Source organism: endosymbiont GvMRE of Glomus versiforme, from assembly GCF_003546845.1.
In genome coordinates, this window is record NZ_NWVA01000009.1 from 123,868 (window position 1) to 139,453 (window position 15,586).

Genomic DNA, 15,586 nt, shown 5'->3' on the forward strand with positions numbered 1-15,586 from the left:
TAACAGCTGCTTTGAATTTTCAAATTTTTTTTTTTATTTTTAGTTTTTAAGATTGATAACCAATGCTAATATTTATTAATAAAAACATAAAACTTTATATACAGAAAGTAGTTTTATTAAGTTTATTATAAAGTTATATTAGAACTTTAGGTTTTTTAATCATTTTATTGTTTGTATTTTTTCATTATTAATTGTTTTCTACTACCAATATTTTGTTAATCTCCTAAAGTTTTTACTAGCAGATGAAAATATTTATTTTGATATTAAATTTAAATAAAGAATTAACCAATAAAAAAAAATTGTAATGGTAAACATAAATGAAATAAACAACGCAGCAGACGCTAAAGAACAATTATATGGTAACAACAATATAGATATAAGTAAACTCCCAGAGAGCTTTATATTTGATAATAGTAAAATATCAAAGGATATCAGTAAAACTAGAAAGACAGCTGAGATATTAGATAAAGTTTTCACAGCTAAGTGAACAAATTCTAGAAATGATAAACTCTTAGAAGAATTAGAAAATCATATGATTAATGATTATGATTGTTGTGAAGCTATTAATAGCTTAGGTAATTATAAGAAAATTGAAGAAGCTATCAATAATTTGCAAAGACTTAAAGATGGATTAAAAACTGAAGCTGAAATTAGACGTTTGATCAATGAAAAGGAACTTGAAATTAATTTTAAAGAATTAGAGATAGAAGAAACGAAGAAAACAAAAAACGAAGGTTTTTTAAATTCTGAAGAATATCAAAAAATTAAGTTAGAAGAAATAAGAAGACAAGAAATTGTCGAAGAAGCTGTAAGATTTAGAGATGATATCTTAGACGGAACTTTTGAACTTGATGATAATGCGATGGAAATCTCTGCTAATTATAAAAGATATTTCAATCAAACTCATTATTATTGAGAAGCTAATTTCGATAATATAGATGATTCAATCAAGCATTTGCTAACAGATAAACAGAAAGAAAAGAGATTTATAACTAAAGAAAATGGTGGAATGGTGCCTATTTTAGGGCAAATTATTGTTGCATTACAAGAATTTGATAGGGACGAATTTGTACAAGCCCTTACAGAAAGTACATTAGAACAAAATGTTGAGAGACCTAGAGCAATAGAGCTTTTTGAACTTGTAAAGGCTTCTTCTTATTCCCTTATGCTAAGCGAAAATCCTTATGGAAAAAAAACACAAGAAATAAGAGAAACAAAAGGCATTAAAGATGTATTTCAAGTTTTCCCCGGTAACTCTTTTGGGTTTTACAAAGATGAAGAAACAAGAAAGAGACTAGAAGGTAAGATTATGAATATCACTGATGAAGATCTTATTGCGGCTACCCCAGATGAAATGCTAGAACTAGTTCAACTGATATTAAATGACAAAAATATTCTAAGTCCTGATAACAGATCTGAGGCTTTCAAAGCAGTGTTAAACAAAAAAAGACTCTTCATTTTTCGAGCTTTAACTGAAAAATTTAATGATGGTGCAAAAAAATTTCCTTTAGAAAAATGAATTATTAAAAACAGAAATAAAAAAGTTCTAGAAGGAGAACTGATTAGTACTAGATTTAAAGATGTAAATCTGTATCAGATGTTTTGTTTTGCAGAGGTTTATGGAGACAATATGACTCCTAAAGATTTTAAAAACAATTATCTTTGTCCTTGTCTGGAAGTTACTTCAATGAATAATGTCGCTCTATTGAGATTTGTAAGGAAAATTAGAAAAGAATATCCAAAACTGTCAGAACTTGATGACAATTTCCTAATCTCTTTGAGTGCAGAAGTGAAAATGGGACATTCTGAAAGATTCGCGGCTTATAATAAAGAATATAATATGACAATTTCTAAAAAAGATAATTTTTACGAAACGACTGAATGACCAGAATCAATGACTAATCAAATAGTTAAAATCAATGTAGAAGATATGCAGCTTGATTATGAAGCTAAAGATGGAGAACCAACCAAATATATCAGCGTAAATTTACTTGAAAAGAAAATTATTGAATTAAAAACACTCGAACAAATGGCTTCAATGGACTCCAAGAGAGTGTTAAAAGAATCTGAGATTTCTTTAGTAAAGAGCAAGTTAGAAAATAAAAAGGTTTCAGAAAATAATATTATCAAAAAAGAAGAGGAAATAATTGTATCAAAAAATGAATTAAAAGTTTTACAGAATTCTCTTATAATTTGTAGAGATAAAGATGTTGAAGAATTAGAAGAAATTATTGATAAGATGGTTGAAGGAGATGAATTTGAAGCTAAAAATCATAGTTTATGAGACTTACAAAGAATAAAAGAGACTGTTCATGAACTAAGTATTAAGTGTAGAAATAAGAACAATAGTTTTAAAGAAAAATATGAAAACATTTATGAAGCAATCGAAAGATCAGAAAAAGAATTATTAAAATCAGAATCAAATTCTTTAGCCTTACAATTCCGTACATTAGGGGGCAATCTAAATGAAGTAATAGAAAAAATTATCTCGTCAAGAGATAAAGACGAATTACTAAAAAAATACATTGATGCTTTTGAAGACCTTGGTAATAATTACCGTAAACTAAATGAGATAGAAGATAGATTTCTAAAATCATTAAAAAAAGCCCAAGAAGGCACTTGAGAACCTGAAAAAGAAGAAGATAATGATCACAAAAGTAATGATGGTGATAGTGATAATGATGAATCTAATGAAGATAAACTAAAACAAGTATTAAAAATTAGTAATAATTCATTAATAGATCAAGATTTGCTTGATGAATGAACTAATGAATTAGGTGAATTAGGTGAAGATAAACTAAAAGAATTAGTTAATCAGGTTTATGGAGATAAAAACTCATTTGTTGATTATATGAGAAGCGAAAACGCAAATTTAGATGATTGAGAAAAAATTATGATTCAAAGACCTGAGGAAGTAATAGACAGTATTTTTTCCTATAAAGTTAATCATCCAGATTTCGATATAGAAGCAGTAAAAACAGAAATGGATGATTATCGAGATGATGATAAAGAATTAGACAAAGAAGAATATGGTAATGGTGAAGAATATAGTCTAGAAGGTATTAAAAAGTTTTTGATTGAAAAAGAAAAAAAACAAAGTCATTCCACTAGAGAAGTTGAAGAAGAAGAACATAATGGTGATGATAACAACAGCTTATGAAAAAGATGAGTGGTCGATCAAAATTATTTAACTCTTATAATTCCAGCACTAGTAGTTCTCGCTTTATCAGTAGTATTCTGAGACAAAATTAGTAATTGATGAGAACCAACTAACGAAGATGATGAAACCAAAGAAATAGCTAGTGAGTAGAGATGATAGTATTATTGCTTGCTCTTAATTGAGCAGGCACTAATTGGTAATAAAAAATAACATCATTGTAACTCAGGTTTTAAGTCTGAGGGACATTTTTATTATTAATAAAATTTATTAAAAACGAATTAATCATAACCATTCTTACTCTTGACCAGAAGCTAAAAAAAATCATCAAGAAAACAACTTGAAAAAAAAAAAAAAGAAAAAATTTCTCCAAAGAAGTTCTTCGATTAATTTAAAGATTTCCAAAATTATTTAAGGAACAAAGATGATTAAGGACAATAGAAATATCAATGTTTAAAAAATCTAATAAATTTGCATAATTAAGTCTAATTCATTCCCTCCTATCTTTAAATTTGTTTTGTATTTACGTTTTGTTTTGCGCAGTATTGTTAACTACACTTGTAACAATGTGTAGTATTAAGAAAAGCACTAAATCCAACACAACTAGTTCCTAGTGTGAACACTGAACATCAAAATATCCGCTTTTTTTTTGGTAGTTCCAGCAGTTACGGATGATTTGTTGCCCATCATGTTCATCACAAAAGGAAGGAGCTTTAGTATCAGTGCAACAATTCATAGAATTTCCATCGAAAAAAGGCAAGTCCTGTCTGTCAATGTCAAGAAGCGAAGAATAAACGCAAGATAAACTTAGGAACAAAATGAATAGCCTAAAGAGCATTTTTTTAGTTAAGAACATTTTTTAAAAAATTAAGATTATATTAATAATGTAGTTTTGGCAATTTTTTTATGTTTATGAAATAATTTGTCTTTTAAATGTTGGGAAAGTAATTATAAAAGACTTAAATATATTGAAAAAATAATACAGTTTTATTTTTGATTAAAACGCAGCGATGAAACTATATAATACTAGAAACACAAAAAGTCTAATATGACTGTTTGGGCTCAATCAAAGGGTTTAATAATACTCTCAAATATTAAATCTAAATACATCTTTTTACCTCTTAAATACTTTAAACAAAAGTAGAATTAAAAATTGTTTAACAGAGTTTAGGTACGAGAAATTTAAAGTATTGATCAGTATAGTATCTCTTATTTCTCGAAAAAAATTTCTTTTCATTAGATTCACAGATAATTCTAAAAAAAGGTTAAAAGACATATTAATAGAAACAAATTTTCAAAGTTTTTGAATACTGCTTACATAAAAAAACATAAATTATAGCAAATAAAAAAGTTAGTTTTACAACAAGACAATAGTTAATAATTTGGTATTGTAAGAATAAAAAAAGATTTTCACAATGAACATGTTCAGTAAATTGTTCACGCAATTATAACCTAAATTTAATTTTCGATTTTTTTTATATTGCTCTATTACACAATTTTGTTATAAAAAAATCATAGTAATTTTTTTAATCAATTTTTCAAATTTGCTTTCGCAATGAAAAGAAAACAAAAAAAATACTCCTCTACCCTTTCTTTAAAAAAAGATATTCATGTTGATTCAAAAAAAAAATCATCAGCTGTTATTAAATGTTCTTTAACTTGCAAAAAAAAACCTACCAGAAACTTTTGTAAAAATTGCGAAGAAAATAATATTGCTCTGGATACATTATCAAAAAAGGTTAAAAGAATAGAAGATCTAGTTAAAAAACTCTCTAACGTCACAAAAAACACAAATAATCATTCAACAATTAAAACCATTCCTGAATTTCCAAACTGTTCAAACACGAAAAAAAACAAAATTGTTAATTTTTCAATTTTTCTTACATAATTGCTTTACAAAAAATACTGGCGCCAATAATAAAAAATAAACAACAAAGGTATTTATAGGTATAGTAAGCAGGAGCTACTCTTGTTTGTCCACCAGCAGGGTAGTAGTAAGTAAGAAGTAGCAGGAGTAGGAAAAACAATAGCTAGCTAGTGCTGCTAAAAACGATAAAGACGAAATTAACTTTGGTTTGGAACTGATCGGAATAGGAGTTATAGGAGAAAAGAGTGGTTTAAATTCTCATTTAGGAAAAAATGCCCTTTACTAATTTGTCCTAAAAATAAAGTTCGTGATGTAGACAAAAAATTATTAGAATTATTCCGTCAAAAACTTTTTTTAGATAACCGGGTATTGTTCTAAAAAATGAGTAGTGAGTGATTAAATTTTATATAATAAAATTAGATATATGAAATACTAGTAAAAAAGTTTCCATATTAGATAACAGATTTAGAGTAAAATAAAACAACAATAAAAGAAGTTAACTGCTTCTTGATTTGCTTAAAGTATAAATTAAATACAAAAATATATGAAGTGCCGTGAAAAACAAACTATTTATAAAATATCAAATCTTCCTGTGCCATCAGGGCACAAAAAAGTATAGAGACAGAAAAGATCACAAGCCAAAATAAGTAAAAATAACTTCTCCCTTTGATCCTACGACAATAAAGCAATTCCAAATTGTTTATTTTACACTAGGCGACTTTCCCAAGAAGTAAAACAGGGCAAAGTAATATTCTAATTAGATTGTTGGGTTTTTCTCAATAGTCTTGTGGATTTCTTTACCAGTTCCACCATTAGAATAATTAATAAACAAAGGCTAATGTCGTGAAGTTAGCAAAATTAAATAAAAATAATATGGTTAACGAAAATATAATTCCAAAAACTGAAATAGTTTATGAATTAAAAGATAAATATAAAATTCCTAGTTATGAAGAGTTTTTAATTAACCATGACGGGGATGAAAGAGTAAATTATGAAGACTTAGTAAATAGTGATATAGGAATAGTAGAAGGTTATGGGCCTTGTAAAAATACTTTGTGTGGATGCTTTTGTCCAAAAACTAAATGTGATTGCACAAATCCCGAGTTTTCGATTTATAAAGAAGATAACCGAAAAATAGGAAATGCTACCGCTTCTGGTAGTGTGGGTTTAGGCGGTAATGCTTTATCAGGTGATGTTGATTTTTCTCTATATAGAGAAGCTAGACATGATGGTGAGCTTAAAATTGGAACTATTTCGGCTGGGGTAGATTTGGTAAATGGAGGATTTGGTGGATTAAGAGCTAGTGCTAACTTGATAGATTTTAAAAGTGGTGGTGTAGAAGTCAAAGCAGGACTTAACCTTGATACTGGTGGTTCAATTAGTGCTAATGGTCTGGAGCTTAAAGCAGCAGGTTTTGGAGTTAGTATAGGAGAGAAATTAGAAATTAGCACCATAGCAGGAGGAATATCTTGTGTTATTCAGTAAACAAAAGTAATGATGCTACCTAAAAACCAAAAACAAAAAAGTATAGAATTAGATATTCCTTCATTAGTATTTAAAATGATGTTGATATCGCTTGTTGCTTGTGTTTTAGCAGGTTTAAATCTTCCTTTTTTAACTCCAATAGGATTACTTTTAACTCTTCCTATGCTTTTTTTATCTCTTTATATCATTCTTGCTAATCTTTTTTGTCTCTATAAAATAATAAATGCTAAATGTTACCGTTGCGACCAAAAATTAGAAAGCAGAAAAAGAAAAGCAATAAGATTTCTGTTTACTCCTCCTTGAAAAAAAAGAAAAATAAAACTCATTTGTCAATTTTGCAAAAAACAAAAAAAAACAGTAACTTAACGCTGTTTAAATACTAGATGCTAATGCTATTTGAGGCCTAATGATAGCAAAAACGAAATATAGAAGAAAAAAATTAAAATCATGGTAAATAAAAATGAATATCTAATACCAAAGACTGAGGAAGTCAGAATAATAGAAAACAATTTTGATAAAGTACTGCAAGAACCATCTTTAAAAAATAAAGTCACTGAAAAAGACTTTTTTATTTCTTGTCCCTTGCACGAAGGAGACAAAAAAATAGCACAAGGAATAGGTTGATCAGGAGCGATAGGAGTAGGAATTCTCACCTTTGCTTGTCCACCAGCAGGCGCAGCAATGGCAAGTGTTTGTTTAACAACTGCGGTGGTTGCAAAAGGAACTAATTATATTGCTAAGAATATTATCAAAAACAAAAATGTAGAAGAAGGAGCAGAAATTATTGGAACTATTTCAGGTATTGCTGCTGGAGGCGATGTTGTAAAAAATTTTAAAAAATAATGAACAATCTATTATTAATCAAATTAATATCTAAAAAAAGAGAGCTAGAAAGAAAAAGAGAAAAATTTTTAATCGGTTGACGAGTGCCTTTTGAGCTTGTTTTTTGCTTTAGTATTGTATGACAAATTAATAAATTAGATGATTTATCTAAAGACGCAAAAGTATCTGCTTTTCATTGTTTTGTTTCAGTTATTATATTACTTTCCCTCTTCTTGATTTTTACTAATTTGTTTAGAATCCACAAATGAATAAGAGAGAATAAACTCTTTTTAAAAAAAAATGCTGAAGTTGACCGTAAAATTAATGAAGAACTCGAAAAAATTAGCAGATTATAGCAAAAAAAGCACAAGTTTTAACCCGAATTTTCAAGGCAGGCAAGTCTTTAATATCTAAATCTCATTAGGAGAAATTAAGACAAAAAGATAGAAAAAGAAGAGAAAAAATTTAAAAATTAATTACAAATATTTGAATAGTTTATTTCAGCCATAATTTATTTTTTATTTATTGCTATTGTAGTCAATCAATTGTTTTTTTTATTATGAAATAAGCGTGGATATGAAACAAAAAAAATGTCCTATATCGCCAGCTCATCATTTTCTCTATTAAGCAAATAAAGTAGTTTATTTTATGTTTCAAATTTTTCTTGAAAATAAAAAAAGATCTATGAATTAGACGGAAAAATTGTTGTCTTTTTTTATCAAATTGATTTAATAATAAAGATATATTTTTGCTTTTAATAATTATATCAATAAGTTGGCTCTTTCCAGGAGATTTTAATTATTAGTAATCAATAATGAGAATATCATTCTTTTTCTATGCTCTATTAACTTTTATTTTTTTATATTTAGTTGTCGCTAAAATGAAAGATTCGTGTAGTTTCTTTGGTATCAGTCTTCAATTTTGGAAGAGAAGCAGTATTAGGTGTAGTGAGTCTGCTCTTCCAAAAATTGTGTTAACTGGTTTCTCGGTAGGAAATAATGTTGATGGTGGTTATTCTTTTCCAGTTACTATTGGTAATCAAACCTTTCAAATGCTTTTGGATACAGGCTCTCCAGATCTTTGGGTTCCTTCAGTTAATTGCACATCCAAATCATGTAAAAAACATAAACAATTTGACGAGAAAATATCTCAAAATTTTATAAATACGGAAAAGAAATATTCTCTTTTGTTCAATCAAAAAGCATCTTTTGTTAATGTTACTGGTGCATTTGAGAATGTTGAAATCGGCGGAATTATCGCAGAAAAACAACAATTTGGCTGTGCCTTTTTAGAAACTGATGATTTTTATAATGCACCTTTTGATGGCATACTTGGGTTGTCTCTTGATAAACTTAGCACTCAGCATATTCCAACCGTTTTTTCCACAATGGTCAAACAGAATAAAGTAGAAGAACCTATCTTTAGTATCTATTTATCTCGCGCGAGGGACTCAGGAGATAAAGGAGCTTTAACGCTTGGCGGAGTTGACAAGGAAAAATTTTCTGGAGATATTGTTAATAATAAAGTAATCGGTGAATCCGGATTCTGGGTTATTAATTTAGAAGGATTATCAGTAGATGGTAAAAAAATAGAGTTAGATGAGGTAGGAAACGAAACTAAATTGGAAGGAAAAAATGAATTAAAAAAACAAAGAAAATCCATTATTGATACTGGTACGTCGCTGCTTAAAATTCTGTATGAAGACGCCGAGAAAATTCATGCTAATATTGGTGGATTCCTTGTTGACTTTCAAGGCGGTGGATTTGCAATACCTTGTAATACAACTTCTGTAGTATCTCTTCAATTTAATAATATTCATTATAGTATTGATCCAAAAGATCTTATAATAAGTAATATTTCTTCCGTATATCCAGGGTTTTGTTTTTCAGGAATTCAGGGAATTCGTAATCAGGTATCTTCAGTAGATGGAATGGGAATATGGCTAATTGGTGACGTTTTCTTAAAAAATGTTTACTCGGTATTTAATACTAAAGAAAAAACCGTGGGGTTTGCTCCTAGTATTCATAATCATTGTAAGGAAGTAAATAAGATCCTTTTTTTCAATATCGAGCTAATTAATGTATATTTTTTCTGCTTCTTGATCAGGATAGTTTTTTTCTAATTATTGCTTAGTTATTGCTAAAATTTCGTCAAAAATAAAAATATTTCAAGAGTTGAGGATCTACATTTTTTCTCATCTTGTTACAAAATATTCACTCATAAGAGAAAAAAACTATATAAAACATAAATTATGTTGAAAAAGTTCAGTGAAAGTTTACAAAAAAGTTATGTATTTAACTTCTTTATCCATGGCAAAAAGAAAAGTAAAAAGTGACTGTTTTTTTGCTAAGGAGGCGCCCTTTGGTACTTTTCTTCTCCAGAAAGAAGAGACTTTAAAAAAATATTCTGATTGGATTTGTTACTAATTGCCACTGATTAGAATATTTATAAAAAAAAGCAATTAGTTAAGTTAGTTAGAACTGATAAAAATCTAGCAAATAAAGACTAAATAATTACAAGTAACATTATGGCAGAAAAAATTAAAGGACGCTCGTCCTAATGCTCATTTTTTCCACGCAACTCCATAATAAGTCTAATATAATAAAAGTAATGAATAAGAACAATAATTTACAAGGAAAAGTTAAACAAAATGCTCAAAAGGGCTATCAAAAAGCTAAGGAAGAAGTTCAAGAAGGTAAAGAAAAAAGTGATGAAATCCGCCACAGTTCTGCTTGACAAAAAACCAAAGAAGGGACAAAAAAAGTTGCTGAAATTGTAGGTTCTCATTTGGCAGCAATTAAAACCTCTATCACTTTGTCTAATGAGGAAGCAGAATTAATGGAAAATTTGAAAGATAAATTAAATAAAAAAGGATTTTATCCCTCTAAAAGCGAAATATTGCGAGCGGGATTATGAAATTTAAGGAACAAGAATGAAGAAGAACTAAAAAAAGCAGTCGAAGATTTATTTAAAGTAAAACAAACAAGAATTTTTTAACGTTAAACTATTATGAACAGAGACAATAAAATAATAAAAAATAACCCATTGAAAAGAAACTGACCACGAAATATTTGAGACAATCTCCTTTTTTCTCCTTTTGAGGAAGAAAGTTGAGAAATCACTCCTTTTCGCAGTGAGTTACAAGAGGATCAAAATAATTATTATGTTAAAGCGGAGTTACCGGGAGTTCCTAAGGAAAAAATTGATATTGAATTAGTCAATAATCAATTACGAATTCATGCTGAAAAGGAAGAAGAAAAAGAAACAACTAATAAGAAATATCATTTTTCTGAAATTAGTTATGGGTCTTTTACTAGAACTTACAATTTACCTCGAACTGTTAATAGTCAAAGTATTAAAGCTGATTATAAAGAGGGGGTCTTAACTGTTACTATTCCTAAATCAGAAGAAAATAAAGGAAGAAAAATCAGAATAGAATAATTCAGAAGAATATTCAAAAAAGAAAAGCAGGTACAAAAGAAAAAATGTGTTTTGTGCTTGCTGAGTATTTTTATATTTTTAGATAATATAAAATGATAATATTGTAAAGAAAATAAATTCTAATCATGCTAATTCAATTCCACCACTGACTATTTATCACCAGTAGTCGTCGAGTCACGTCCTTGAGGGACGTTAAATGATAATATCTAGTAACCGAGGCTAAACCTCAGTTAAGAAAAACTGCACGGCTTGACTACTGGCTTTAATGAGTAGTAAATTATAACCAAAAACAAAACAATAAATAAAAATAAATTTTAAAAATATGGTATACGAAAACATTATACCTAAAACAGAAACAATTGCTGAATTAAAGCAAGAAATCCCAACCTATGCGGAATTCTTAGAAACTTATAAAGTTGATCAAGCTGTTGAGAATAGTTATTGATTAGAAAATCAGAGTCAGCAAAAGGGTTATGGACCTTGTATAGATGATAAAAATTGTAGTTGTGGCTATATAAAAGGCAAGAGCATATCGGCTTATGAAAATAAGAGAGATGGAGTAAAGTGATTTACTACTGGAGTGGGTATTGACGGAAGCTTTCCCAGTGAAGATATCAAATGAGCAGAAGTGGGAGTAAGAACCTCGATTTTAACTCTTGAAGATTCACATGCCAGTATTAGAGTTGGTTCTGGTAATTTAGGAGTTTGTGTCGGTAATGGCAATAGTATGGGTTTAGAAGCTAATATTAACTTAGTTGAAACCGATTTGGGACCTCTTAATGGCAGTTTAGGGATAAGTGCTAATACTGGTGCTTCGATAAAGGATAAGTCTATTAGTTTAAATGCTGGTGGTTTAGGTCTCACTGTGGGAAGAAAAGTGGCAGTTAATACCCCTTTTGTTAGTGTTGGTATCGATTTTGGCTACTTTTTCAAAAAGTAATCTTGGGAAAAATATTTTGTCTCGCTTTATTTTTGACAATTGTTATTTTTCTAGCACAATGTTATAATTTATACTTTTTGGCTTATAAAATGTTTATCGTTTCTAAGTGTCCTTGTTGTCATAAAAGACCAGTTTTGCCAGTGATTAATCTTTGGGCTATTTGAAAAATTTATACTTTTTTTCTTTGAAAGCCGATATTTAACTGTCGGAAATGTAATAGAAGGATTTTTTTTGACTATAAAAAGGGCATTTATGTAGGTTGTAGATTTTCCAAAATTACCAAAATTAAGAAATAATTATCTCGAATTAGAAAACGAATTTGCTTTTAGCCAACACAAAATCTCTTTTTTCTGGCTAATTGATTAAGCGAATTGAAAGGTGGGGAGTCTAAAAATTCCCCCCTAATAATTGAAGAAAAAAATTTGAATTATTAGTTAGGTTAATTAGATAGTTTAACTTCAAATTATAACTATGAAAGAAGGAAGATGTTAGAATATATTGAAGAAGCAGAAGTTAACCATTTTTATACTCATTCTAAATATGAAGTTGAAAACGAGAAATTTCAAGAAAGAATCAAAGTCTATCCAAAAGATTAATGTAAAATTCAATAAGTTAGATAGTTTATATTGCATTTACTTTTTGATTTCCAGTTTATGGTCTTTTAGCGTTAATTTTTTTGGTCTTTTTGTTGTTTTTGACTATAAATTTTGACTGATATTTTAAACCAAAAGTTGCTCAGCGAAAAAAATATTTTTTGCTAATTTTGATTGTGTTAATAATTCTTTGATTTCTAGGTTTAATTATCCCTTGAATTAAGGGTTATTACTGCTATTAAAATAAAAAAGTTGTTTACTTTAATTTCCTCAGATTTTTTCTAATTCTTTAAGAAGTTGAAAATTTTCTGGGTTTTGAAAATAATTTTTCATTTCCTTTTGGGTTTCTTCTCCTAATAATTCCCTAATTTTTTCTCATTCATTGTTTTCTATTATAGTGCGAATACTTGCTAAATTAGGATAAAAAATACTTAATTTTTTGGCTTTAACCGAACTTAGTAGTGGAATTCCTAAAGCTATTAATAAATTAGTTAAAGGTTTTTTTTTGGAATTCTTGATCGAAGACAAAATGTTATCGATGCTTTTTTTTTGAAAACCTTCAAGTTTTAGTAATTCTTCTCTTTTTTGTTCTAATTGATAAAAGTCAATTGGTTTTTTTATGAGGTTGTTTTGATAAAGTTTTTCAATATTTTTTTGGCTAAGTCCTTTAATATCTAGACCAGATTTGGAAGCGAAATGGGCGAGAAGATTAATAGTTCGTTGAGAGCAGTAGTTATTGTCGCATATTTGATAGATATTAGTCGGATTTCACTTAAGGGTTGAGTTGCAAGAAGGACAAGCGTTAGGTGGCAACCAAATATTCTCTGTTAGTTTGATTAGTTGAATTATTTGGGGAATAACGTCACCAGCTTTTTTAATCAATACTTTATCGCCGATATTTAGTTTTAAATTGCGAATAAATGAATAGTTATGTAGTGTTACTTTGCTTATTATGCTTCCCTGTAATGTTACTGGTTTTATTTCAGCAACATAGGTTATTCGTCCATTTCGACTTACTTCTACATAAATTTTTTCTATTTGGCTAGTAGTAGACAAGGCGAGGAATTTATAAGCGATAGCTCAGCGAGGAAAGCGGCTGGTTTGTCCTAGTAATGGATAAAAATCATAATTGTTTACTTTCACGACGATTCCGTCGCTTTCAAAATCTAAATTTAACCTTTTTGGTTCATGCTTTTGGATAAATTCTTTAGTTTTCTCGATTCCTTTGCATAATTGATAGTCGGGACTGACGGCAAAACCTAGTTTTTCTAGTTCCCTTAGACAAGTGGACTGGCTGTCTAGGGAGGAGTTAAATAACTGGTAAGCAAAAAAGTGTAACTTTCTGTTTTGGAGTGGAACAAGAGTTCTTAAACTACCGGAGGCAGCATTACGGGGATTGGCGAGTAATTTACTATCATTTTTTTCTAATTCTTTATTCAAACGAAAAAATTCACTTTTTTTCATATAAATTTCTCCTCGTATCTCACAATTAGCGATCGTGGATAGAAAAAAAGGAATATTTTTTATTAATTCTTTGTTGAAAGTTACATCTTCGCCAATATTACCATTTCCTCGCGTGCTAACTTGAATTAGTTGATGATTTTGATAAACAAGACCGATTGACAGACCATCAATTTTTCATTCACAAATATATTCTATTTCCTCCTCCTTTTTCAATATCTTTTTTACTCTTTCATCAAACTTCAATAAATCTTCGTAATTATCAACACTATCCAAACTCAGCATGGGTTTTTGACGAACGATTGGACGAAATTTGTTACTGGCAGAATGACCTGCTTTTTGGGTCGGTGAATCAGGAAGGATAAGATTATGCTTAATTTCTAAATCTTTTAATTCTCTTAGATGTTTATCATATATTGAATCTTCAACAATAGACTGATCAAGAAAATAATAGTTATAATTTCAATTTTCAATCAGAGAAATAAGTCTTTTCATTTTTCTTTTTGACGCCATTAAGTTTTTTTTGTTCATGTAAAAATTCATATTAGGTTACTTATAATAAATTGTAAGCTACTTATTTTACTGATGCTACGTTCTTGATTTTTGTCTTGTATTATTAAAATCACTTTATGGACTTTATTGCTGAATCAGTTAAAAGTCTAAAAACTTTATTTTTATTAATTATTTAATTCTATTCATAATATAAAGAATAGATCTAATACCTTTTCTCTTGTTTTTTTATTAAAAATTTTTTAATCTAGTAACATAGAATCAAAAAGTTTCTAAGATTCTATCTATTCCTGATCGAATTATTATTGACTAATTCTTGATGGATGAATACCATGAAAATTCATGTAATTTAATAACAGATTGTAAAAAATGAACAAAGAAGACTATGATTTAATAATTGGTCGTCATATTTCAATGACATATCCTAATTTTCTAGTAGGAGCAATTCATGAAGCGCTTTCTTATGAAGCTAACGCCTTAGCTATTTATGTCGGCTCTCCTCAAAGTAATCAACGACGGCCTATTCCTGAACTAAAAATAAAAGAGTTTAAAAATTTTTTAAAGGAAAATAGGACTATCGATATTAAAAACATAATAGTTCATGCTCCTCATGTAATGAACTTAGGTAATATCCTCAATCAAAACATTTTTTATCAATCAATCAAATTGTTAAAAGCTGAAATAAGAAGGATGGTTGAAATTGGCTTAGAAACTATCGTTCTTCATCCTGGAAATGCTTTGAATGCTGAAAGGAGCGAAGCAATTAAACAGATAGTTCGTGGCATAAATTTAGTATTAGAAGATGATCCCTCTATCAGAATAGCTCTTGAGACTATGTGTGGTAAAGGAACTGAAATTGGAGTCAATTTTCAGGAACTAAATAGTATTATTCAACAAGTTAAATATAAAAAAAAAATAGGAATCTGTTGAGATACTTGCCATATGTATTCGGCAGGATATAATTTCAAAGATAATTTAGAAGAAATAATCAATGAATTTGATAAGGAAATTGGTTTAGATAAACTATGAGTTATTCACTTAAATGATAGTTATTATAAGTTAGGAACTAGAAAGGAAAAACATGAGAATATTGGCTATGGTCAAATCGGTTGAAACACTTTACATAAAATAGTTTGACACCCTAAATTTAGCGGTATAGCTAAAATATTAGAAACTCCTAAAGAAAAGGAAAGCCACAAAGAAGAAATAAGAATGCTTAAAAGTTGTTAATTGAATATAAAAAAAAGATATTGAATATTTTTTTAAACTTAAAAACCCGACAATTTTAGAGAAATTAAATCTGAATCATT

11 protein-coding genes are annotated in these 15,586 nt (G+C 28.6%); 10 read left to right on the forward strand and 1 reads right to left on the reverse strand.

Features of this window, described 5'->3' with window-relative positions:
• Positions 1 to 304: 304 nt before the first annotated feature.
• From GvMRE_RS11260 to GvMRE_RS11300, 9 genes are all read left to right on the forward strand, one after another.
• Complete coding sequence (locus tag GvMRE_RS11260) at positions 305 to 3,310, forward strand: hypothetical protein (protein ID WP_147411343.1); 3,006 nt, start codon at positions 305 to 307, stop codon at positions 3,308 to 3,310.
• A gap of 2,587 nt (positions 3,311 to 5,897) precedes the next feature.
• The gene (locus GvMRE_RS11265; protein WP_147411344.1) at positions 5,898 to 6,509 is read left to right on the forward strand and encodes a hypothetical protein; all 612 of its coding nucleotides are present in this window, start codon (positions 5,898 to 5,900) and stop codon (positions 6,507 to 6,509) included.
• Between the two features lie 9 nt (positions 6,510 to 6,518).
• On the forward strand, positions 6,519 to 6,875 hold the full coding sequence (locus tag GvMRE_RS11270; protein ID WP_147411345.1) for a hypothetical protein: 357 nt from the start codon (positions 6,519 to 6,521) through the stop codon (positions 6,873 to 6,875).
• 81 nt (positions 6,876 to 6,956) lie between these two features.
• Entirely contained in the window at positions 6,957 to 7,352 is a 396-nt protein-coding gene (locus GvMRE_RS11275; protein ID WP_147411346.1) for a hypothetical protein, read from the forward strand.
• Positions 7,352 to 7,687 carry a hypothetical protein gene (locus GvMRE_RS11280; RefSeq protein WP_147411347.1) on the forward strand — a complete coding sequence of 112 codons (336 nt, stop codon included), beginning with the start codon at positions 7,352 to 7,354 and terminating at the stop codon, positions 7,685 to 7,687. Before GvMRE_RS11275 ends, GvMRE_RS11280 begins: the two co-directional genes overlap by 1 nt.
• Positions 7,688 to 8,301: 614 nt before the next feature.
• Positions 8,302 to 9,453 carry a pepsin-like aspartic protease gene (locus GvMRE_RS11285; protein ID WP_172575393.1) on the forward strand — a complete coding sequence of 384 codons (1,152 nt, stop codon included), beginning with the start codon at positions 8,302 to 8,304 and terminating at the stop codon, positions 9,451 to 9,453.
• Between the two features lie 488 nt (positions 9,454 to 9,941).
• Positions 9,942 to 10,328 carry a hypothetical protein gene (locus tag GvMRE_RS11290; RefSeq protein ID WP_147411349.1) on the forward strand — a complete coding sequence of 129 codons (387 nt, stop codon included), beginning with the start codon at positions 9,942 to 9,944 and terminating at the stop codon, positions 10,326 to 10,328.
• Between the two features lie 12 nt (positions 10,329 to 10,340).
• Positions 10,341 to 10,772 (forward strand): Hsp20/alpha crystallin family protein, encoded by a 432-nt coding sequence (locus GvMRE_RS11295; protein WP_147411350.1) that lies wholly within the window; start codon positions 10,341 to 10,343, stop codon positions 10,770 to 10,772.
• Positions 10,773 to 11,094: 322 nt separating this feature from the next.
• Positions 11,095 to 11,712, forward strand: coding sequence for a hypothetical protein (locus GvMRE_RS11300; RefSeq protein WP_147411351.1), 618 nt, complete (start codon positions 11,095 to 11,097; stop codon positions 11,710 to 11,712).
• A gap of 854 nt (positions 11,713 to 12,566) precedes the next feature.
• Here GvMRE_RS11300 and ligA read toward each other — a convergent pair.
• The gene (gene ligA / locus GvMRE_RS11305; RefSeq protein WP_172575394.1) at positions 12,567 to 14,279 is read right to left on the reverse strand and encodes an NAD-dependent DNA ligase LigA; all 1,713 of its coding nucleotides are present in this window, start codon (positions 14,277 to 14,279) and stop codon (positions 12,567 to 12,569) included.
• 366 nt (positions 14,280 to 14,645) lie between these two features.
• Here ligA and GvMRE_RS11310 point away from each other — a divergent pair, with 366 nt between their 5' ends.
• On the forward strand, positions 14,646 to 15,506 hold the full coding sequence (locus tag GvMRE_RS11310) for a deoxyribonuclease IV (RefSeq protein WP_147411353.1): 861 nt from the start codon (positions 14,646 to 14,648) through the stop codon (positions 15,504 to 15,506).
• The last annotated feature ends 80 nt before the right edge of the window (positions 15,507 to 15,586 follow it).